Here is a 20,614-nt window from a genome sequence, read left to right on the forward strand (position 1 = left end):
ACCTGGCCATGTGGCTGGTTTGACGACAAGACGGGCGATGAGGGGAGCAAACGGCGTTGAGCCCTCTCGCGCGTCTCCTATCAATCGACAAGGCCAAGGAGGCAAACAATGACAACACGGCGCCTGACCTATCTGGAAAAAGTCGGGTTCGGCAGCGGGGACATGGCGATCAACATCGTGATTTCCTCGATGTTTCTGATCATTTCATTCTTCTACACGGATGTCTTCGGCTTGAAGCCAAGCCACATGGGAATTCTCTTTCTCGTGGCTCGCCTCGTGGATGCCATTACCGATCCCCTGATGGGCATCGTCACCGACAAGTTCAACAGCCGGCGCGGACGATACCGCCCCTATTTCCTGATCTTTTCGGTGCCCTTCGGCATTTCCGTGTTGCTGCTGTTCACCACGCCGGACTGGAGCTATAACGCCAAACTGGTATGGGCCTATTCCACCTACCTGTTCGTCACCCTGATGTTCACGGCCGTGACGATTCCCTACATCTCGTTGATCGGTGTGCTGACGCCCGATCCCCAGGATCGGCTCTCCGCCAACGGCTATCGGCTCTTCTTCGCCAAGATTGCGGCCTTTCTCGTGACCATCATCGTGCCCAAGCTGGCCGAATACGTGGGCAGCGAGAGTCTTCAGTTCGGCTATCAGTTCGCCATGGGGCTGATGGGCGGGCTGGCCACCCTACTCTTTTTGTTCTGCTACGCCACGACCACCGAGCGAGTGCAGCACACCATCGAGGACAAGCCACTCCGTTCCCAGCTGAGCATCCTGAAGAAGAACGATCAATGGCTGGTGCTCTGCGCCGTCTGCTTCACCGGCACCCTGGGCTATGTCATGCGCAGCTCGGTGGCTGCCTACTATGCCAAGTATTACCTGGGGGCCGATGCCACCCTGCTATCGGCCTTTCTCACCACAGGCGTCAGCGCGGCGATTCTCGCCATGGTCGCCTCGACGTGGCTGACCAAGCGCTATTGCAAGATCCAGCTGTTCCGCTGGAGTCAGCTGGCGGTCGGCGCCTTGAGCGTGCTGATGTTCGTCGCCGTCGGTCCGGGAGATATCACGCTCGCCTTCGTGCTGTACTTCCTGATCTCCTTCATCGTCGACTTGCATGCGCCCGTTTTCTGGTCGGCGATCGCCGAATCCGTCGACTATGGCGAGGCCAAGACCGGAAAACGCGTCTCGGGACTTGCCTTCGGCGGCATTTCCTTCTGCCAGAAGGCTGGCATGGGCGCGGCAGGCTTCCTCGTCGGTCATCTGCTGACCTACTTCAACTACGAAGCCAACGTCGAGCAGAGTACCTTCACCTTGACCGGCATCGCATTGATGCTCTCGGTCATTCCCGGGATATTCCACACCCTGATGGGCAGTCTCATGTTCAAGTATCGCATCACCAACCGCTACTACGACGCCATGCGAGACGGTGAGTTAGGTGACACGCCCCCATCGGCCATTGATACCCGGACATCATGACGCCAGCAGGTCAACAGGAGAACGGAATGGACAAGCCACTTGCCCCCCTGATCGAACAACGGGCGGACCCTTTCATCCACCGTCACGATAACGGCTACTACTTCATCGCCTCGGTACCTGCCTACGACCGGCTGGAGCTGCGTCACGCCACCACCATCGCCGGCCTCGCCGAGGCCGAGCCGGTCACCATCTGGGAAAAGGAAGACCACGGCCCGTTGAGCGAACTGATCTGGGCCCCGGAACTTCACTACCATCAGGGTCGCTGGATCGTCTATTTCGCCGCCGCTCCCAGCCGCGAGATTCGGGACGGTCTCTTCCAGCACCGCATGTACTGCATCGCCACCAGCGCCCGCGATCCCATGCTGGGCGAGTGGAGTCATCCTCGGCAGATCGATACTGGTATCGACAGCTTCTGTCTCGATGGCACCGCTTTCCAGCATGACGGCGAACTCTACTATGTCTGGGCGCAGAAGGAAGCCAGCATCCCGGGCAACACCAACCTCTACATTGCCCGGATGGCCACGCCGGAGACCCTCGACACTCCGCCAGTGCGGCTTTCCATTCCCGAATTCGATTGGGAAACGCGTGGTTTCATGGTCAACGAAGGCCCGGCCGTGCTGATTCGCCACGGCCGCGTTCTGCTCACCTACTCGGCCAGCGCCACCGACGAGAACTACTGCATGGGATTGCTGTGGGCCGACCAGACGGCCGACCTGCTGAATCCCGCCAGCTGGACGAAGTCGGATACGCCCGTGTTCACGAGCGACCCGCAGCGCTCGGTATTCGGCCCCGGCCACAACAGCTTCACCGTGGCCGAGGATGGCACTACCGACGTGCTCGTGTATCACGCCCGAACCTACACCGAGATCGTCGGCGATCCCCTCTGGGATCCCAATCGCCATACCTACGTCAAGCCCATTGCCTGGGACCCGGATGGCTTCCCTCGCTTCGGCCGGCCATCGCTGGATGACGTCTCGCCGAACGACGACGAGAAGGCAACGTCATGACTATGTACAACATTTGGATTTATTTATTGAACATGCCATCCTGTCCCGCATGCAGCAGCGGCGACACGCCGAGGAGGACGACCCCATGCGCCTGATCCAATGCCTGCACGAAGACCGTCTGCACGCCGCTCTGGTGGAGGACGAAACGACGGTACGGCTCGCCGACGCCGATACCTATCATCTCGCCTGCGATGCCATGGCATCGGGCCGGTCATTCGTCGACGTCGTCGAGGCACGATTGACCGATACCCGCCTGGACTATGCCGAACTCATCGAGGCAGGCCGCCTGATGCCGCCGCTCACGCATCCGGACCCGGCGCATTGCCTGGTCACCGGTACCGGACTGACCCATCTGGGCAGTGCCGATACGCGCTCGGCGATGCATGCCAAGGCCCAGGCCGACGAGGAGGACCTGACCGACTCCATGCGCATGTTCAAGCTCGGCGTGGAAAACGGCAAACCCGCCACCGGCGAAGTGGGCGCCCAACCCGAATGGTTCTACAAGGGCGACGGCGACTGCGTGGTAGCGCCCGAAGCGCCCCTGCCCTCGCCGGCCTTCGCCCAGGACGGCGGCGAGGAGCCGGAACTGGCCGGCCTGTACCTCATCGACGACCAAGGCCGCCCCCGGCGGCTCGGCTTCGCCGTGGGCAACGAATTTTCCGACCATGTCACCGAGCGTTTCAATTACCTGTGGCTGGCCCACTCCAAGCTGCGCGCCTGCAGTTTCGGACCGGAACTGTTCATCGGCACGCTGCCCGGCCATCTCGAGGGCGTCAGTCGCATCACCCGCGATGGCGAGACCCTGTGGCAGAAGCCCTTCCTGACCGGCGAGGACAACATGGCCCACAGCCTCGCCAACCTGGAGCATCACCACTTCAAGTATCCGGGCTTTCGTCGTCCCGGCGACGTGCATGTGCACTTCTTCGGAACGGCGACCCTCAGCTTCGCCGACGGTATCCAGCCACGCGAGGGCGACCGTTTCGAGATCGAGATCCCGGCATTCGGGCGCCCTCTGCGCAATCCATTGACCCGGGAGACGGCTGACGACGGCGCGACGGTCTCGCCGCTCTAGAAACGCCACAGACCGGTGCCGTTCCCAATCTCTACCCAAGAAAGGAGTGACCATGACACTAGAAGGCACGCAACTCATCGGACGTGAAACCGTTCTGGCCTCGGGCGAGGCCTTCCATGCCATCGACCCGTCCACCGGTGAGACGCTCCAGCCCGCCTTTCACACCGGTGGCCAGGCGGAAGTTTCTCGTGCCACTGAACTCGCCTGGGCGGCTTTCGACCGCTACCGCGAAACGGGACTCGAGGCACGCGCCCGCTTTCTCGAGATGATCGCCGACAAGATCGAAGGCATCGGCGATGCGCTGATCGAACGCGCCATGGCCGAATCCGGCCTGCCGCGCGCACGCCTCGAGGGAGAACGGGGCCGTACCTGCGGCCAGCTTCGTCTGTTCGCCAAGGTGGTGCGTGCCGGCGAATGGCTCGACGTGCGCATCGACCCGGCACTGCCCGAGCGCCAGCCCATGCCGCGGGTTGACCTGCGTCAGCGTCACGTGGCCCTGGGACCGGTGGCGGTGTTCGGTGCCAGCAACTTCCCGCTGGCTTTCTCGGTCGCCGGCGGCGATACCGCCTCGGCCCTGGCCGCCGGTTGCCCCGTCGTGGTCAAAGGGCATCCCGCCCACCCCGGCACCTCGGAACTGGTGGGGCGCGCCATCCAGTCGGCGGTGGCCGAATGCCAGCTCCCTGAAGGCGTCTTCTCCCTGCTGCAGGGTGCCGGCAACGAGATCGGCCAGGCCCTGGTGACGGATCCGAACATCAAGGCCGTCGGCTTCACCGGCTCTCGTGGCGGCGGTACCGCCCTGGCGCGCCTGGCGCAGAACCGCCCGGAGCCGATCCCGGTCTATGCCGAGATGAGCAGCATCAACCCGGTCTTCCTGCTGCCCGAGGCTCTCCAGGCCCGGGGCCAGGAACTGGCCGAAGGCTTCGTCGGCTCGCTCAACATGGGCGCCGGCCAGTTCTGCACCAACCCGGGGCTGGTGATCGGCATCCAAGGCGAAGCGCTCGATCGCTTCCTGGCCACCGCCGCCGAGGCCGTCGAGGCCAGCGGCACCCAGACCATGCTGACACCGGGCATTCAGGAGGCCTATGAGCGCGGCGTGGCGAGTCTGGCGTCCAGCGACAAGGCGCGCGAAGTGGCGCGCGGTCAAGGCAGCGAGGCTCCCAACCAGTGCCGGACAGGCTTGTTCGTGGCCAAGGCCGACGACTTTCTCGCCGACGAGGCCCTGCAACAGGAAATCTTCGGTGCCACCTCCCTGGTCGTGACCTGTTCCGACCAGGATGAGGTCAAGCGGGTCGCCGAACACCTCGAGGGCCAGCTGACTGCCACCCTGCAGATGGACGACGCCGACCTCGCCTTTGCCCGCGAACTGCTGCCGACGCTGGAGCGTCGCGCCGGCCGCGTGATGGTCAACGGCTGGCCCACCGGCGTCGAGGTCTGTCATGCCATGGTGCACGGCGGCCCTTATCCGGCCACGACCGACTCGCGCACCACCTCAGTGGGCAGCGCGGCGATCCATCGCTTCCTGCGTCCGGTGTGCTATCAGAACCTGCCCCAGGCGCTGTTGCCCGAAACCCTGCGTGACGGCAATCCTGACGGCGTCAGCCGGCTGATCGACGGTCAGCGAGAAGCCTGACTACACGGCAAGACTTCGGTGCGGTGAACGTGTCGGCGAGGCCTCGGCGTCGCCGGCGCGTTTCGCGCCGTTCACGAAAAGGACAAAGCTCCCATGCCCCACGACAATCGACTCCCCGAAGATCACCACCGGGCCCTGCTGGTCGGCCGGGTCTGGTGCGATGCGCCGGAAGGCCCCGCGCTGGTGGTCGTGCGCGACGGTCAGGTCATCGACATCTCCGACACGATCGGGGTCATGGCCGACCTGCTCGACCGTGACGATGCGCCACAGATCGTGGCCTCCGCCACGGGTCCCGTGCTGTGCGATGTCGCGACCCTGCTCGACAATTCCACGCACTCGCCCCAGGTCGCTCCCCACCTGCTGGCACCTTGCGACATTCAGGCCATCAAGGCCTGCGGCGTCACCTTCGCCGTCAGCCTGCTCGAGCGCGTCATCGAGGAACAGGCCGGGGGCGACCCGAAACGGGCTACCGAGCTGCGCGACGAGCTACAGCGGCTGATCGGTGGCGACTTATCGAAGATCACGCCGGGGTCCGATGACGCCATGGCCCTGCGCGACGAGCTCAAGGCCCGCGGCGCCTGGTCCCAGTACATGGAGGTCGGCATCGGGGCGGACGCCGAGGTATTCACCAAGGCGCAGCCTCTCTCCTCGGTAGGGTTCGGTGCCTGGGTCGGCCTGCACCCGGCTTCCCGCTGGAACAACCCCGAACCCGAGGTCGTGCTGGCCGTGAATGCGACAGGCAAGCCGGTTGGCGCCACCCTCGGCAATGACGTCAATCTGCGTGATATCGAGGGACGCAGCGCACTGCTGCTGGGCAAGGCCAAGGACAACAATGCATCCTGCGCCATCGGCCCCTTCATTCGCCTGTTCGACGAACACTTCACCATGGACGATGTGCGTACCGCCATGGTCGACCTGCGTATCGACGGTGAAGACGACGGTTTCCGACTCGAGGACTCGAGCGACATGCGCGAGATCAGTCGCTCACCCGAGGAGCTGGTCCGCCAGACTGTCGGCCCTCATCACCAGTACCCGGACGGCTTCATGCTGTTCCTCGGCACCATGTTCTCGCCGATCCAGGACCGGGACGGCCCAGGCCAGGGGTTCACGCATCACACGGGAGACACCGTAACCATCGCGACGCCCCGCCTTGGCGCCCTGGTCAATCGCGTGGAGCGAAGCGACCGCTTGCCGCCCTGGACCTACGGCATCCGCCGCTGGCTGGCCGACCAGCAACGTCGGGCGGCTCGGCGAGCATGACGCCTCGGATAGAACCGCGCCTGCTCGGGCACGCGCGGCTCTCCGTGCCGCGCCATGACCCCCAATCTTGAGGCATGAGGCCGGGCGGCTGCCATCCGCCCGGATTGCGGTCATGTTGACCATAAGCTAGGATCATCGCCATTTCTGCGGAGCCCGTCAGTGCCAGCAACCTCCCGCCCTTCGCGTTCACGTCCTTCCATTGCCGAGCATCTCGCCGAAGCCATCTTTGCCGGACGCTACCGCCCCGGCGATTTCGTTCCCAAGGAAGTCGACCTGGCCCAGCAATTCGGCCTCAATCGTTCGGCAGTACGCAGCGACCTGCGAATGCTGGTCGATGTCGGCATCATCGAGCGCATCTCGGGCCATGGCTCGAAGGTTCGTGACTACGAGGCATGGAACATCCTCGATGCCCAGGTCACCGACTGGATGACGCGCTATGCCGCGCCCAACCCCAGGATCCAAAGAGAGATCCTCGCCTTTCGCCTCGACGTCGAACCCTATGTGGCCATGACAGCAGCTCGCCGGGCCACCGCCCGGGATCTCGTCGCCATCGAGGAGGCTTTCGAGGGCATGGGGCAACACCTGCACAACGCCACCTGCACCGAGCAGCGTCGCCTGCACAGCGAGCATGACGTTGCCTTCCACGTGGCCATCTTCAAGGCGACGCACAACATCGTCTGGGCCCAGCTATCGCATATCCTGCGCCCCTCGATCCATCTGTTGATCGAGATGTCGAACATCAGCGCCACCGACCCGGAAGCCAGTCTCGAACGACATCGCCAGGTCATGGAAAGCATTCGTGCACGGCGCCCCGCCGACGCCTTCCGCGCCGCCCAGGCGGTTCTCGCCGGTACGGCCTCGGCATTGGGCATCGAGCCCGGAGAAGGGACGCTAGGCGGGCAGGCCATTCCCCCCAACGATTGAACACCGCCGACAGTCCAGGCGGAGGGACCGGTGATGCCAGCAGGCAGGCACGATGCATGAACGCGCCTTCGCTAGCCACAGGCCCTCGCTCGATAAGATCGGCATAGGATAGTGCCGAGGGCAGCGGCCTGAATCCCGAGGCCCGCTGGCATTCATCGATCGCCCACGAAAAAGCCGCCTGATGCATTGCATCAGGCGGCTGATTCACCAAAACTCTTTGGTGGAGCCTAGCGGGATCGAACCGCTGACCTCAACACTGCCAGTGTTGCGCTCTCCCAGCTGAGCTAAGGCCCCACATGTGCTCGCCGTCGCGAGAACGAGGCGTATATTATTCATCGCAGCGCGCCTCGTCAACCCCGGGAACGAAAAAAGACAGGCAACCGATCACGGGAATGATAAGAAACGTTAACGGAGAACCATCGCCAATTCCCCTTAACTGCATGTTATGTCAAGGTATACGTGATTCAACGGTGGCCTTTCAGCCGGGGCCGCACCACGCGTCGGTGCGGCCCCTGCCCCGTATCCCGTCCACTTCGTAGTAGGAGTTCCTTCTTGATCAGGGTACTCGTCGCCGATGACCACCACCTGGTGAGGACCAGCATCGCCCATCTGCTGAATGACGAGCCGGACATCAGCGTGATCGGTGAGGCAGCCGATGGCGAGCAGGCCATCAGCCAGGCCCGTCAGCTCAAGCCGGACATCATCCTGATGGATATCCGCATGCCTGGCATAGGCGGTCTGGAGGCCACCCGCAAGATCACTCGACTAACCAGCGATGTCAGAGTCCTGGTACTGACCGCCTTCATTGAGGAGGCCTTCGCCCAGCGGCTGCTCGAGGCCGGCGCCCACGGTTTCATCAGCAAGGGGTCGCAGCATGACGAGATGGTTCAGGCAATCCACAGCGTCTTTGCCGGCAAGCGCTATATCAGCCCCGACATTGCCCAGCGCCTGGTCCTGTTTCGCATCGATTCCACTGACAACCCCTTCGATCAGCTTTCCCAGCGCGAGCTCCAGGTCGCGATGATGATCGTCAACTGCCAGAAGGTGGCCGACATCGCCGATCGCATGTTCCTGAGCCCCAAGACCGTCAACACCTACCGCTACCGGATCTTCGAGAAGCTCGACGTGCACTCCGATGTGGAACTGACTCACCTGGGACTGCGTCACGGATTGGTGGACGGTTTCAGCGAAGCGGAATGACCGGGCGGATGGCGAGTCTGATAGGATGAGTTCCGTTTCATCCGCTATCGGCATCTCGATGAGTTTCGATTCACGCCAGTTCCTCGACACCGTCACCGAGTCCCCCGGGGTCTATCGCATGCTCGACGAGCACGGCGATACCCTCTACGTCGGCAAGGCCCGACGCCTCAAGGCACGCCTTGCCAGCTATTTCCGTGGCGCGCTTAACACCAAGACCCAGGCGCTGGTCTCGCGCATCGCCGACATCCAGGTCACCGTCACCAACAGCGAGACCGAGGCCCTGCTGCTCGAGCAGACCCTGATCAAGGAGCAGCGTCCGCCCTATAACATCCTGCTACGCGACGACAAGTCCTACCCTTTCGTCTTCGTGACCGATCACCACCCGTATCCGGCGCTGGAATACAAGCGAGCCCGCACCCGGCATGGCGACGGTCGCTACCTCGGTCCCTATCCCAGCAGCGGTGCGGTGCGCGAAAGCCTCTCGCTGATGCAGAAGATCTTTCGCATCCGCAATTGCGAAGATAGCGTGTTCGCTCATCGCAGCCGACCATGCCTGCAGTATCAAATCGGTCGTTGCAGCGCGCCTTGCGTGGGCTACATCGACGAAGCGGATTACCGTCGAGACCTGGAACATGCCGTGCAATGCCTGGAAGGCAAGAGCGAGGCTGTCACTGAGGAACTGACCCGGGACATGGAAGCCGCCAGCCTGGCGCTCGACTTCGAGGAAGCCGCGCGCTTGAGAGACCAGATCCAGCAACTGCGCCAGCTTCAACAGCGTCAGTTCGTCGACACCGGCAACGGCGATGCCGATATCTTTGCCCTGGCCAGTCGCCCCGGCGCCCTGTGCATCTCGGTGCTCTCGGTACGTGCCGGACGGCTGCTGGGAGCGCGCCATCATACACCCGGCAATGGCCTCGACCTGGCACCCGACACCCTGCTTGGCGACTTCATCAGCCAGTACTATCTCGGCCAGGCGCGCGAGATTCCCGGCGAAGTCATCACCAGCCATGCGCTGTCCGATACCGACCTGATCGCCCGGGCACTGGAAGCCCGTGCCGGCAAGCGAGTGCGCCTTACGTCACGGGTGCGCGGGCACCGCGCCCAGTGGCAGGAGCTCGCGCGCACCAACGCCGAGCAACAGCTGTCCAGCCAGTTGGCCAGCCAGTCCCAGTTGGCTCATCGCTTCGCTTCCCTGCGCGACGCCCTGGCCCTCGACCAGGTACCGGCTCGCCTCGAGTGCTTCGACATCAGTCACAGTCACGGCGAGGCCACGGTGGCCTCCTGCGTGGTCTTCGATGCCAATGGCCCTCGCAAGTCCGACTACCGGCGCTTCAACATCAAGGGCGTCGAAGCCGGCGACGACTACGCCGCTATGCGCCAGGCGCTGACACGCCGTTTCAAGCGCCTCAAGGATGGCGAGGGCGAAGCGCCCGACCTGTTGATCGTGGATGGCGGCAAGGGCCAACTCAACATGGCCCGAGAGGTGTTCGCCGAACTCGGCATCGAAAGCATCAGGCTCATCGGTGTGGCCAAGGGCACGACCCGCAAGGCAGGACTCGAGACTTTGTTCATCGAGACGCCGGATCGCACCCTGGACCTCGATACCTCATCGCCCGCCTTGCATCTGTTGCAGCATATCCGCGATGAGTCGCACCGCTTTGCCATCACCGGCCACCGCACCCGGCGCGACAAGGCACGACGCACCTCGACACTTCAGGACATTCCCGGGGTCGGCCCGCGTCGACGACGCGAGCTGCTGCGCTTCTTCGGTGGATTGCAGGGTGTCAAGCAGGCCAGCCGCGAGGAGCTCGCACGCGTCCCCGGCATCAGCGCGACGCTTGCCGAGTCGATTCATCGCGCCTTGCATGGATGAGAGCCGACAAGCCGGATAGAATAGGTGCGTTTTCCGGCATCCCCCTTCAAGGCAAGGACCGCAGCTCCGATGAACATACCCAATCTCCTGACGTTGGCCAGAATCATCTTCATCCCGCTGCTGGTGGTATTCTTCTATCTCCCCTTCTCGTGGAGCATGCCACTGGCGGCCACTCTCTTTGCCCTGGCCTCGGTGACGGATTGGCTAGACGGTTTTCTCGCACGACGCTGGGACCAGTCGACTCCCTTCGGCGCCTTTCTCGATCCGGTCGCCGACAAACTGATGGTCGCAGTGGCCCTGGCGTTGCTGATCGAGCGCTATGACGCCATTTGGCTGACTCTGCCGGCCCTGGTGATCATCGGTCGCGAGATCGTCATCTCGGCACTGCGAGAGTGGATGGCCGAAATGGGCAAGCGCGGCACCGTGGCGGTCTCCTGGATCGGCAAGCTCAAGACCACCCTCCAGATGGTCGCCCTGCTGCTATTGCTCGCTTTCGCGCCGGGAACCCCCATCGCCATCCTCGGCGTCGTCACGCTGTATGTCTCCGCACTGCTGACACTCTGGTCGATGATCCAGTACCTGCGCGCCGCCTGGCCGCACCTGAGCCGCTCGATGTGATGGCGCGGCGGAAAAGCGTTTGACAGTCACCAACTTATCCGTATAATACGTCCTCGAGTCGAGCGGGAATAGCTCAGTGGTAGAGCATCGCCTTGCCAAGGCGAGGGTCGCGAGTTCGAATCTCGTTTCCCGCTCCATTCCTCGAGAATGGCATGACTCCGTGAGGCTGGATGGCAGAGTGGTTATGCAGCGGACTGCAACTCCGTGTACGCCGGTTCGATTCCGACTCCAGCCTCCATTTCCCCTTCTCCAAGTGCCCGCTCGAACCCCGCCCGGATGGCGAAATTGGTAGACGCAAGGGACTTAAAATCCCTCGGTGGCAACACCGTGTCGGTTCGAGTCCGACTCCGGGCACCAATTAGATAAATGCTTTACGCGATCTAGTCCCTCGGCACTAATTTCTTTGGTCGCATATGCGCGGCAACTTATCCGCGACCTCATCCAATCTCGAATCAAACATGTGCGCGTAGCGGCTGGTCACAATCAGCGAGCTGTGCCCAACATGTCTCGCACTGTCGTCAGCGTCTCCCCTGCTTCTGCCAGTAGCGATGCATATGTGTGGCGCAGGTCATGAAATCGTAACTCCTCACGTCTGATTCCTTTTCTCGCCGCCTCGAACGCCTTGCGAAGCTGGTGCCCTGTCGTGCTGAACGGCAAGTCCTCCACCAACGCCATGCCATCCGGCGGTAGCGGCACCACCCGAGCTTTTCCGCTCTTGGTCTGCCCTGGTCGCAGGATGATGCGACCACCCTGCACGTTCGGTGGATCAAGGCTCCGTAGCTCTCCCCGCCTGAGCCCCGTCAACGCCGCCAGGGCGATCACTCTGCGCTCCTCTGGCATATCTCATCCGGCACAGCCTCGATCAGTCGCCTGACATCACCCTGTGTCAGGTAGATGTGCCGCTCGTTCTTGGGCGTTGGCTTGCGCAGTTTCGCGTCCAGGGGCTGGTCCAGCCAATCCCACTCCCGGTAGGCCAGCGACAGCACTCGCTTGACCACCTGGGTGCGATTGTTGATCGTGCTCTGGTCGAGCCCCTGCTTGCGCAACGTCTTCTGCATCCGGCGTGCCGCATCCACCGTCTCGCGGCCCAGCAACACGCCTTCGGCGTTGTCGTTGAACCAGGCTGCCACCTGCCGGATGCTACCGGCTAGGCTCTCGGTATCGTACTCATCGACCCAGCGCAGCAGTCCCTCCATGAAGCTACGCCGCTGGGTGCATCCCATCACGCCCATGAAAGCCACTTCGTTCGGTTCTGCGCGGCGTTTCGTGGCGTATTCTTCCGCTTCTTCTGCTGTCTTAAACGTTCGTTGATGTCGGCCACGCTCACTCGTCTCGGTGACAACCCACCGGTTACGGGCGGCGCGGCGCCTGACCGTGATTCCCATGGTGTTTGCTCCCCTTCCATGGGGCTGCGCTTGCATCGCTCAATATATGCCTGCACAGCCTCTTGCTCAAACCGGACGTTTCCCCCGACCTCCACGTATCCGATCACATCTTTAAGCGCGTACGCTTTCGATCGGCTGACGCTGAGAAGCTGGGAAACCTGCATTGGGGTTAGTAGGTTGCTCATAGCCCCTACCTCCAGAAACAAGAAAACCGCCTCGGTGGGCGGACATAGAAAAGCCCGCGCTGAGGCGGGCTGTGTCGTGATTTGATCATCACATCATGGGCTGGATTGCACTTGTCAAAACCTGATCTGTTCCCAACTGATGTTTTGTTCCTTCCCGATATAGTCAAGGCTCTTCTCGCGGCCTTCGATACTCTCACTGAGGAGCTCTACTGTGTACTCTCCATTCGGGAGCCGTTCCTTGACTCGGCAGTTGATGTGTCGGCCATGACGGTCAAGTACAAAAAACTGTTCTTCGCCCACTTGTAGATGCTTAGCCTTTTCCAACGGCTCATCTGCCATCATAATGTCTAGGTCTGCCATATCGCCGCTTCTCCGGTCAGTGCATGATCTCGGGGCCCATAGCCCATGTGGCCTCTTCCTTCTTTGATCCTCGGGCGGCGCCCTGCCTGCTATTGTCGTCATAGGCGCCTGATTTGTATCGCAAGGCTCATGTGACCCTGTGCACCCAGAGTAACACTAGGCGGCGTAGCCAAACACGGCTTTGTGATCTTTGCGGCGGAGGAAAGCGTCAAGCCTACCTAGAAGGACAAGAGAGCCCATCACTCTTCTTCACCTCTCGAATTCATTTTCCGGGCACCGATATAGAACAGCAGCGCCTCTACTCCCAGCGTCAGTACTATTCCGATGGCGATATAGATGAAGGGCATGGGTGATTCCTAATCTCGTACTGGTATTCGTGCATTACGTCGGTTTGGTCTCAAGTACGTCTCACAGTCCTTTCGTTATCTTCATCTTTTGGTGAAAGAGGCTGGAGATGTGGCATGTGCTCAATAAGCAAGCCCACAGCCGCATGGGGGGCGACAGAAAAAGAATCTATCTTATACCTCTTACTTATATAGTTGTGAATTCTTCCGTTTAAACGGAGCCAACTTTTCAGATTGTTCCTACACATTGCCAAGATATTCTCCTGTTCACATGCTCCAATTGTCATATGGTGATGACGCGTGGCTGGACCGGGACAAGGAGCGCCTCGAACGATGCGGTCATGCGACACTCTGCTAAGAAAATGTCAGGGCTTCTGGCCGGTGCCATGGCCCTCCTCTTCCAGAGTAGCCGGCCTATTTTGGAGCAGATCTGTCTATCATGTGTGTACCAAGGTACTTGAATTTTCTAAGTGAATTTGGCCTACTTGCTGAGAATCCATAGCGAAAGGCACTCCCAATGCGACTGAGATACTTCTCACTATTCCTGCCCTTTGCATTGGCTGCCTGCGCGTCTCACGAAGAGGCGCCCAAAGCAGGCATGGCTAACCCAGCTTCAGTTTACTGTGAGGAGCAAGGGGGAACGTTGGAGATCAAGCAAAATGCCGATGGGCAATATGGGATGTGCGCACTGCCGGACGGCACTCAGATTGAAGAATGGGATCTGTACAGGCGCGACCATCCCAGTAAGTAGGTCTCTAGGAACAGCAGCACCGGCAGTTGATAGGCGTTGTCATGCGGCCTCTATGCATTGGCCGCCTTAGTGGGCGGGGGCGGCCCGGCGTAGTTGTGTAGCAGGTCACGCGATCACCGAGCAGATCGGTGCCCGCCGGCTCGACCTCGCCCCGGGATGCAAGCGACTGGATGGTCCGCGCATGCACCGGCGTGCCATCCAGAAGCCTCCACCCAATCACGAAATGGGCTTTCTGGCCTCGCTGCATCGACTGGAGCAGGCGCTCTTGTGGTTTGGTGTGGGTCATGACGCTTCTCCGTTCACGGCTTCATGAAGACCAGCCAGTGAGTAAGCCCTCCGCGACCTGAGACCCGCCCGAACAGCGGCTGGATCTCCGTCAGCGACAGAACCTCGCACAGCTTTACCTGCGCTTCGTTCCACTTGAATACGAAGACGCCCTCTGGCTCCAGGACGCGGAAACACTCGCAAAATCCGCGCCGAATGTCGTCTCTCGACAGTCATCGCTCAGCTTTCCGTAGCGCGCAGCCATCCAGCTCTTGGGACCGGCACGCTCCAAATGGGGCGGATCGAAGGCAACTAGGCGGAATGTGTCGTCGGCATATGGCAGTTCGCGAAAGTCGATGAGCTCGTCAGGCTCGATGCGCAGGATTCGCTTGCCGTCCTGCCGCCCGTGGCTGCGATCAGTCACCGTGATTGCCTCACTGCGGATGTCGCCGAAAATGGCGTTGGGGTTCTCACGGTCGAACCACATAGACCGAGGCCCGCAGCACGGATCGAGAATTCGCTCCATGAGGTTTTCTCCCTGGCATGAAAAAGGCCACCGGGTGGTGGCCGGAACAGATGGGCTGCTCTAGGTTGATAGACTCAGCCGGCTTAGATGCGGAGGGTGGTATGGATTGTCTGAATTGCCTGATATGCAAAGCGAGCGCTAAAGAGCTGACTCCCGAAAAGGAAGGGGTTCATCTCGACTGCCCAGAATGCGGCCAATACACGGTGTCAGGCTCCATGGTACGGATGTTCGATGTCAGGGAGCTAGATATAGGCAAGAGAAAGACTGGACCAGAGGCGCCAAGACGGGGAATCACCGCTGCTAACCACTTATGACGATGATCTGTTGGTCTAGCTTTGCCTCATCCCCTTCACCTGCCGCTGGGCTCTGCGCTTGGCGGCGGCCCGCTGATGTTGCAGAGCAATTGTGCAGTTGGCTGCCTATCGAAAACGCTCTATGGCTTTCTCTACCAATCATGCTGCTCCGAGAGGCGGAATGACGATTGGCCATATCAGACAGAGAAGAAGCGCGGCGCCTATTTCATTGCTGTTGTTAGGATGAGGCCTTGTGCCGAGCAATAAATAAAAGTTAATAACGCATCCAAGCATGTAGGCAATCATTCCGATATTCATCTGCAAACCTATCGGATAGCTTTTCCCAGGAGGTTGTAGCGATACCACAGTAGCTGTCCACTATTAATGCAGTGTAAGCCCATCTCTCGCTCCTTGGCCCTGCGGGCCGGTGGTCAGCACTTTTTCCCGCCCTCGGCGGTACGATTCTCCAGCTTGTGGTCGGCCCGCCGGGCGTTGTACTCGAGCTTCTCCAGCATGGCGCCGACGATGTCGTAACCGGCGCGTCCGGCCCGGTCATAGATACGGATCACGGCATCGGCGAGCTCCACCTCGGTCATTTCCCGATGCGGCAGGTCGTCCATGATCCCCTTTCGGTGACCTTCCATGGCCTCACTGACCTCGGAGTGGATCAGGCATAGTTTCTGCGCGAAGCGCTCGGGGGTGAGGTCGAGCGGCTTGCCTGTTTCGGGGTCGTTCCACCACCCCGCCTCAGCGGACTGGAGGTGACACAGATTGGCCAAACGAGTGGCGCCTCGCTGATCGATATACGTGAACATATCGTTGTTCATGTCGTTGCCTCACTGCGGTTGAATCGTGCCGCTATCTCGCCGCGGTGCACGCATTGCCTACCGCTGCCATGCACGTGGTCCGCCCGCCAGCGCTACTCCGATCGATCTGTCGGACTGGTGGCGAAGGTAGGGCGGGGAGTGCGCGGTATCGTCGCTGCTCGTGGATATTGGGTGTTGCTGTCCCGGCCGGCCCGTCCTGGCGAGCAGCCTCGGTTTACGGTCGGGGGAGACGGTTCTGGCCTCGCCAACCACCATCGACGCACCCTGCTCACAGCGCGGCAGCAAATCTCGCCAAATGGCCGCAAGGCATTCCACAACGTCACCTTTACCAGGCAAGATCGACATCTGAAGCTGACTGCCTCCACCCTGGACAAGCCGTCCCCCAGAACGATGCAACGCACATGAGCACAGCGTCACTCGACTGTCTGATAGCAGAAAACCTGGCCCACTGGCCTGAACAGACGGTCTATGCCTCGCGTGATACGCAAGCCGTACACTCGCCTCTTTTCCCCGTCGAGCAAGCCGCCATCGTGGGCGTCAGCGCGCAACGACAAAGGGAATTCGCAGCAGGCCGCTTTGCCGCACACGCCGTGCAAGCCAAGCTCGGCTTTCCTCCCACGGCGATTCCGATGGGCGAGGATCGTTCCCCGATCTGGCCTGCAGGGATGGTCGGCAGCCTCTCGCATACTGCAGATGCCTGCATCGCGGTGGGGGCCTTGTCACATCGTGTCCAAGCCATCGGCGTCGATGTCGAAAGCTTGGTCCCCCTTGAAGACACGCTTCACCCCGACATTGCCAGTCCAGCGGAACTTGCTTGTCTCGACAGTCCGCCCGGCCTGGCCGCCTTGCGGATCTTCTCGATGAAGGAAGCGGCCTACAAGGCCCAGTATCCTCTCAGCCAGGCGTTTTGCGACTTCGATGCCCTGGAAGTCGTGCCCGAAGGTCTGCGCTTTCGTCACTCTGTCGCTCCCTTTGCTCGAGGCACCATACTGCCCATCCGACAGTGGACGGGCTTCGGCCTGTGCCTGTCGCTCTGCCTGTTGAAAAGGCCCGCCTAGCGCAACGCGCCAGCGGGCCTCGTGAGCGTAAAACCGGCCGGAGATGAGACCCCGGCTAGTCGACAGGGGCCGTGGCCAGAGGTATCGGCACCCCCAGGTACGACAGGTAACGCTCCAGTTCCTCGCGGGCGAATACCGGTTCCTCGATACCGCTCCCCCTGAGGTAGTGCTTGGTGTTGCGACAATCCCAGCGATAGGTGTTCTGATACAACTCTACCGTGGACCGATCATCGTACATGGTGTCAGTGAACAGGCTCAGCAAGGGATAAAGCGGTGCTTTGGGGTTCTGTTCCCACTGCGCCTTCCACCGAGAATAGGGCAACACCTGGAAACGATAGCCGAAGAGTTCCTCCAGACGAGCGAAGAACTCCTTGAGCGTCGGGTTGTTGTCATCCTCATGAGTCAGATTGAACTTGCGACCCAGCCCTTCCGGGTTTCGCGATATATGAGCAATCGCCGCCGTCATGTAGTCGACGCTGGTCAACCCCTCTCGCAGTGCATCCAGATCGGGAATACTGCGATGCGCCACGCAGGTCTGAACCAGACGCCCCCACCACTGGTAATCCGCACATACGCCTCGAGTACTGTGATAGGTGGCGTAGCCCAGTCGGAAGGTCATCAGCGGCAAGCCACGCTGGGCTGCCTGGTCGGCCATCTTTTCCATGACCCATTTGCTGCGTACGTAGCCGATGTCGGTGATGACCGCGTCCAGATTCTGGTCGATGTCATCATCCTCGTACATCACACGCTTGCCAGTGTGCAGGTGGCCCCAGCTATATACGGAGATGGTGGAGAGCAGCATCAGAGGCTTCGTGCGCCTGGCAGCGGCAAAGCGCAGCAATTCCAGCAGCCCCTGGACATTGTCACGCTTCATGTACGAATAGGGCTGGATGAAATTGACCGCGCTGGCGGAATGGTAAATCACGTCCACTGCCTCGGCGAGCTCGTCGTAATGCATCTCCGTCAACCCGAGCCAAGGTTCCGACAGATCAGCCCGATACATCTCGACGCGTTCGCGGTCCGCTTTTGAAAGCGTGATGCCGTAGCGCGTCAGAGTTTCGTCCAGGCGTCGCCATGGATCCACTCCCGAACGGGCACGTACCGGGCAGTGCACGCGCGCCTCGGTGGTGGCCAGCAGGTCGGCCAGCAGATGGGCGCCGACGAAGCCGGTGACACCAGTGAGCAGAATGTGACGAGGCCGCACCAGTGAATCCGGCGCCTGCCACGTCGAGAACACCAGATCGTCGGGTAGGCTGGCATCTTCGCGCAAGGGATGGATCCTCTCCCGGTCCAGCGAGGGCCCTGGTTGGTCATTGCGCCGCCGCTCGTCCAGCAGTCGTGCCAGCGACGCGACGGTATCGTGTTCGAAAAGGTCGCGGATCCAGACCTGAACGGACAACCGTTCACGCACATCCTGCATCAGCCGAGCCGCCAGCAATGAATGACCACCGACATCAAAGAAGCGGTCGGTGCGGCCAAAACGGGAGTGCTCGAGCACTCTTGCCCAGGCATCGGCGATATCGCGTTCCGTCTGACTGGCATATGTCGCTTCCGGCGGGTGCTCCTGAACGTCGTTGTCAGTCTTGCCTGTCAGCTGTCGGTATCTTTGCAGCAACGCCTGCTTGTCCGTCTTGCCATTGGCATTGAGCGGCAATGCATCGAGTGGCAGGATCGCTGAAGGTGCCATGTAGTCCGGCAGGGTTTCCAGCATTCCGCGGCGCAGTTCAGCCTCCGGCGGTGCCTGTTGTCCATCGGGCACGATGAAGGCCAGCAGCTGCCGCTCGCCACCGCCCTCCGTCTCGGAGGCCAGAACGACCGCCTCGCTCACCCCGGCCTGTGCATGCAACGCCTCTTCCACTTCGGCCAGTTCCACCCGGTTACCACGGATCTTCACCTGGTCGTCCAGGCGCCCCATAAATTGGAGGCGTCCATCCGAAAGTCGACGGGCCATGTCGCCCGTTCGGTACAGGCGCTGTCGCCACTGCGGATGAATGATGAACTTCTCACGTGTCAGCGGCTCGTTGTAGAGATATCCTCGAGCCAGATTGTCACCGCCGATGAAGATTTCTCCCGCCTCCCCCTCTGGCACCGGCGCCAGGCTCTCATCGAGCAAGTAGATATCGCTGCCGGCCATGGGATGGCCGATGGAGGGCCGATCATCCGTCTCGGCACCGGGCACACGATGACAGGTGGCGAAAATGGTGGCCTCCGCCGGCCCATAGCAATCCACCAATTGGTACGGCAAGTGCCTGGTAGGCGGCGGGAGCAGCTTTTCCCCAGCCGTGAACAGGTGGGTCAATGTCAGTTCCGGCGGCTGGGAGCAGGCAGTGACCGCCGGCACCAGTGCCGTGGGCACGAAGGCATGTGTGAGACGCTGGTCCGCGAAGAACGCCAACAACCGATCGGGATCCAGGCGTGTTTCCTCGTCTGGCAGGATCAGTGTGCCTCCGGCCATCAGCATCGACGCGATTTCCAGTTGCGCCACATCGAACCCGGTACCGGCCATCAGCGTGGAACGGCTTTCTGAGGTCACGCCCAGATTGTCGTTATGACACGCGACCACTCGCTCGAAGGCATGGTGCTCCACCATGACCCCCTTGGGGTTGCCAGTGGTACCCGATGTGAAGATCACATAGGCCAGGTCCTGGGAAGAAGGCAGGCTGTGGGGCCCGCCATCGCTATCTGGCATGTCGTCGATAGCATGCACCGGGAAAGGCGCATCAACCGGACGGACACTGCAGGCCGCCAGCGCGAAAGGTGCGCCGCTTTGCGTCAGGATCCGTCGTTGCCGTAGAGCAGGATAGCGAATGTCCACCGGTATGTAGCCCGCCCCGCTTTTCATGACGCCGAGGATGGCCACCACGTAGCGGTGTGAGCGATCACACAGCAAGGGAACAAGATCTCCCTTGCCTACCCCCTGCTCACGCAAGAACGACGCCACGGCGCTACTGCGGCGATCCAGGTCGCCGTAGGTGAGGCTGGCGTCAGAATCGATCACCGCTTCCCGGTGCGGGAAATGCTCGGCATGCGTCAGGAAATGGTGCAGTACGGTTTCGCAATGTCGCATCACGTGCTTATTCCTTACTGTTCATGGACAGTGGTTATGCCTCTTTGCCCTAAAACGAGATACCCATGTCACACCGTTGTATGCGACATAGGCGATCGACTTGAAATGAAGAAAATACGTCTTTGCCAGATGCTCGTCTCAAAGTCACCGATGCTTATCAGTGCCCCGGTGAGCACGGACATCTCTGCATTCGGACTTTTCGCCAAACTTCAAGAAAAGAGATCGAGCTTTCTCGCATCATGAGCTTCGAGATAACGAAGACCCACAAAAAACCTAGCAGAAACAACGGAGACATCTAATGATTAACGAAAAGAACAGTTTTTATTTGTAAACACTGGAAACAAAAGTCACCGCTCGATATTCCTGCCTTCATGCGTTTCAGGACGCACAACTTATTATCGAGCCGGCCACGACAAAGATTGGCATGTAACTTTTATTATCTTTACGCGGGGACAAGGGTGAGAACGGCCGATAGTCGGCATGGTGCCACC

17 protein-coding genes and 4 tRNA genes are annotated in these 20,614 nt (G+C 61.0%); 14 read left to right on the forward strand and 7 right to left on the reverse strand.

All coding sequences use genetic code 11. The features are described from left to right. Positions 1 to 108 precede the first annotated feature (108 nt). The 6 genes from A9O65_RS14665 to A9O65_RS14690 all read left to right on the forward strand — a co-directional run bounded on the left by A9O65_RS14665 (position 109) and on the right by A9O65_RS14690 (position 7,372). Positions 109 to 1,479: an MFS transporter gene (locus A9O65_RS14665; protein WP_064702482.1), complete on the forward strand. Its 1,371-nt coding sequence runs from the start codon at positions 109 to 111 to the stop codon at positions 1,477 to 1,479. A 26-nt stretch (positions 1,480 to 1,505) separates the two neighbouring features. Next, the gene (locus A9O65_RS14670; protein ID WP_064700219.1) at positions 1,506 to 2,486 is read left to right on the forward strand and encodes a glycoside hydrolase family 43 protein; all 981 of its coding nucleotides are present in this window, start codon (positions 1,506 to 1,508) and stop codon (positions 2,484 to 2,486) included. An 85-nt stretch (positions 2,487 to 2,571) separates the two neighbouring features. Further along, positions 2,572 to 3,558 carry an AraD1 family protein gene (gene araD1, locus A9O65_RS14675; RefSeq protein ID WP_064700220.1) on the forward strand — a complete coding sequence of 329 codons (987 nt, stop codon included), beginning with the start codon at positions 2,572 to 2,574 and terminating at the stop codon, positions 3,556 to 3,558. Between the two features lie 52 nt (positions 3,559 to 3,610). After that, positions 3,611 to 5,188: an aldehyde dehydrogenase (NADP(+)) gene (locus A9O65_RS14680; RefSeq protein WP_064702483.1), complete on the forward strand. Its 1,578-nt coding sequence runs from the start codon at positions 3,611 to 3,613 to the stop codon at positions 5,186 to 5,188. Positions 5,189 to 5,281: 93 nt separating this feature from the next. Next, positions 5,282 to 6,448, forward strand: a complete 1,167-nt coding sequence (locus A9O65_RS14685; protein WP_064702484.1) for a fumarylacetoacetate hydrolase family protein — start codon at positions 5,282 to 5,284, stop codon at positions 6,446 to 6,448. A 159-nt stretch (positions 6,449 to 6,607) separates the two neighbouring features. Then, a complete protein-coding gene (locus tag A9O65_RS14690; RefSeq protein WP_064700223.1) occupies positions 6,608 to 7,372 on the forward strand; it encodes a FadR/GntR family transcriptional regulator in 765 nt (254 codons plus the stop codon). Positions 7,373 to 7,590: 218 nt separating this feature from the next. Here A9O65_RS14690 and A9O65_RS14695 read toward each other — a convergent pair. Continuing rightward, positions 7,591 to 7,666: transfer RNA gene (locus tag A9O65_RS14695), tRNA-Ala, on the reverse strand. 258 nt (positions 7,667 to 7,924) lie between these two features. Here A9O65_RS14695 and uvrY point away from each other — a divergent pair. The 6 genes from uvrY to A9O65_RS14725 all read left to right on the forward strand — a co-directional run bounded on the left by uvrY (position 7,925) and on the right by A9O65_RS14725 (position 11,420). Then, a complete protein-coding gene (uvrY, locus tag A9O65_RS14700) occupies positions 7,925 to 8,572 on the forward strand; it encodes a UvrY/SirA/GacA family response regulator transcription factor (RefSeq protein ID WP_064700224.1) in 648 nt (215 codons plus the stop codon). A gap of 58 nt (positions 8,573 to 8,630) precedes the next feature. Then, the gene (gene uvrC, locus A9O65_RS14705; protein ID WP_064702485.1) at positions 8,631 to 10,445 is read left to right on the forward strand and encodes an excinuclease ABC subunit UvrC; all 1,815 of its coding nucleotides are present in this window, start codon (positions 8,631 to 8,633) and stop codon (positions 10,443 to 10,445) included. A gap of 69 nt (positions 10,446 to 10,514) precedes the next feature. After that, positions 10,515 to 11,063 (forward strand): CDP-diacylglycerol--glycerol-3-phosphate 3-phosphatidyltransferase, encoded by a 549-nt coding sequence (gene pgsA, locus A9O65_RS14710; RefSeq protein WP_064700226.1) that lies wholly within the window; start codon positions 10,515 to 10,517, stop codon positions 11,061 to 11,063. A gap of 62 nt (positions 11,064 to 11,125) precedes the next feature. Further along, positions 11,126 to 11,200: transfer RNA gene (locus tag A9O65_RS14715), tRNA-Gly, on the forward strand. Between the two features lie 27 nt (positions 11,201 to 11,227). Further along, positions 11,228 to 11,301, forward strand: a tRNA-Cys gene (locus A9O65_RS14720). Between the two features lie 32 nt (positions 11,302 to 11,333). Continuing rightward, positions 11,334 to 11,420: transfer RNA gene (locus A9O65_RS14725), tRNA-Leu, on the forward strand. 126 nt (positions 11,421 to 11,546) lie between these two features. Here the strand turns inward: A9O65_RS14725 and A9O65_RS14730 are convergent. The 3 genes from A9O65_RS14730 to A9O65_RS14745 form a co-directional block, all read right to left on the reverse strand. Beyond that, complete coding sequence (locus A9O65_RS14730; protein ID WP_064702486.1) at positions 11,547 to 11,885, reverse strand: site-specific integrase; 339 nt, start codon at positions 11,883 to 11,885, stop codon at positions 11,547 to 11,549. After that, a complete protein-coding gene (locus tag A9O65_RS14735) occupies positions 11,882 to 12,295 on the reverse strand; it encodes a site-specific integrase (protein WP_064702487.1) in 414 nt (137 codons plus the stop codon). The genes A9O65_RS14730 and A9O65_RS14735 overlap by 4 nt, the downstream gene beginning before the upstream one ends. A gap of 452 nt (positions 12,296 to 12,747) precedes the next feature. Next, the gene (locus A9O65_RS14745; protein ID WP_064700229.1) at positions 12,748 to 12,993 is read right to left on the reverse strand and encodes a hypothetical protein; all 246 of its coding nucleotides are present in this window, start codon (positions 12,991 to 12,993) and stop codon (positions 12,748 to 12,750) included. 942 nt (positions 12,994 to 13,935) lie between these two features. Between A9O65_RS14745 and A9O65_RS17595 the strand changes: the two genes are divergently transcribed. Further along, a complete protein-coding gene (locus tag A9O65_RS17595) occupies positions 13,936 to 14,088 on the forward strand; it encodes a putative hemolysin (RefSeq protein ID WP_367888825.1) in 153 nt (50 codons plus the stop codon). Positions 14,089 to 14,488: 400 nt separating this feature from the next. Here the strand turns inward: A9O65_RS17595 and A9O65_RS14750 are convergent, their stop codons facing one another. Together A9O65_RS14750 and A9O65_RS14755 are read right to left on the reverse strand one after the other, a co-directional pair. Further along, positions 14,489 to 14,878, reverse strand: coding sequence for a TRM11 family methyltransferase (locus tag A9O65_RS14750; protein ID WP_217641205.1), 390 nt, complete (start codon positions 14,876 to 14,878; stop codon positions 14,489 to 14,491). Positions 14,879 to 15,602: 724 nt separating this feature from the next. Continuing rightward, a complete protein-coding gene (locus A9O65_RS14755) occupies positions 15,603 to 15,998 on the reverse strand; it encodes a nucleoside triphosphate pyrophosphohydrolase family protein (RefSeq protein WP_217641206.1) in 396 nt (131 codons plus the stop codon). A 401-nt stretch (positions 15,999 to 16,399) separates the two neighbouring features. On the opposite strand from A9O65_RS14755, the gene A9O65_RS14760 reads away from it, so the two are divergent. After that, complete coding sequence (locus tag A9O65_RS14760; protein WP_064702489.1) at positions 16,400 to 17,056, forward strand: 4'-phosphopantetheinyl transferase family protein; 657 nt, start codon at positions 16,400 to 16,402, stop codon at positions 17,054 to 17,056. 55 nt (positions 17,057 to 17,111) lie between these two features. Here the strand turns inward: A9O65_RS14760 and A9O65_RS14765 are convergent, their stop codons facing one another. Then, positions 17,112 to 20,123 carry a non-ribosomal peptide synthetase gene (locus A9O65_RS14765; protein ID WP_064702490.1) on the reverse strand — a complete coding sequence of 1,004 codons (3,012 nt, stop codon included), beginning with the start codon at positions 20,121 to 20,123 and terminating at the stop codon, positions 17,112 to 17,114. Positions 20,124 to 20,614 lie beyond the last annotated feature (491 nt).

The sequence above is a fragment of the Halomonas caseinilytica genome, assembly GCF_001662305.1.
Taxonomy (GTDB): Bacteria; Pseudomonadota; Gammaproteobacteria; order Pseudomonadales; family Halomonadaceae; genus Halomonas; species Halomonas caseinilytica.

Excerpts from the sequence above, each read along its gene's own strand:
- A9O65_RS14670 (WP_064700219.1), top strand. The coding sequence starts at position 1,506 with ATGGACAAGCCACTTGCCCCCCTGATCGAACAACGGGCGGACCCTTTC.
- A9O65_RS14760 (WP_064702489.1), top strand. The coding sequence starts at position 16,400 with ATGAGCACAGCGTCACTCGACTGTCTGATAGCAGAAAACCTGGCCCAC.
- A9O65_RS14685 (WP_064702484.1), top strand. The coding sequence starts at position 5,282 with ATGCCCCACGACAATCGACTCCCCGAAGATCACCACCGGGCCCTGCTG.
- uvrC (WP_064702485.1), top strand. The coding sequence starts at position 8,631 with ATGAGTTTCGATTCACGCCAGTTCCTCGACACCGTCACCGAGTCCCCC.
- A9O65_RS14755 (WP_217641206.1), bottom strand. The coding sequence starts at position 15,998 with ATGAACAACGATATGTTCACGTATATCGATCAGCGAGGCGCCACTCGT.
- A9O65_RS14745 (WP_064700229.1), bottom strand. The coding sequence starts at position 12,993 with ATGGCAGACCTAGACATTATGATGGCAGATGAGCCGTTGGAAAAGGCT.
- A9O65_RS17595 (WP_367888825.1), top strand. The coding sequence starts at position 13,936 with ATGGCTAACCCAGCTTCAGTTTACTGTGAGGAGCAAGGGGGAACGTTG.
- A9O65_RS14750 (WP_217641205.1), bottom strand. The coding sequence starts at position 14,878 with ATGGAGCGAATTCTCGATCCGTGCTGCGGGCCTCGGTCTATGTGGTTC.
- pgsA (WP_064700226.1), top strand. The coding sequence starts at position 10,515 with ATGAACATACCCAATCTCCTGACGTTGGCCAGAATCATCTTCATCCCG.
- A9O65_RS14665 (WP_064702482.1), top strand. The coding sequence starts at position 109 with ATGACAACACGGCGCCTGACCTATCTGGAAAAAGTCGGGTTCGGCAGC.
- araD1 (WP_064700220.1), top strand. The coding sequence starts at position 2,572 with ATGCGCCTGATCCAATGCCTGCACGAAGACCGTCTGCACGCCGCTCTG.
- A9O65_RS14680 (WP_064702483.1), top strand. The coding sequence starts at position 3,611 with ATGACACTAGAAGGCACGCAACTCATCGGACGTGAAACCGTTCTGGCC.
- A9O65_RS14735 (WP_064702487.1), bottom strand. The coding sequence starts at position 12,295 with ATGGGCGTGATGGGATGCACCCAGCGGCGTAGCTTCATGGAGGGACTG.
- A9O65_RS14765 (WP_064702490.1), bottom strand. The coding sequence starts at position 20,123 with ATGCGACATTGCGAAACCGTACTGCACCATTTCCTGACGCATGCCGAG.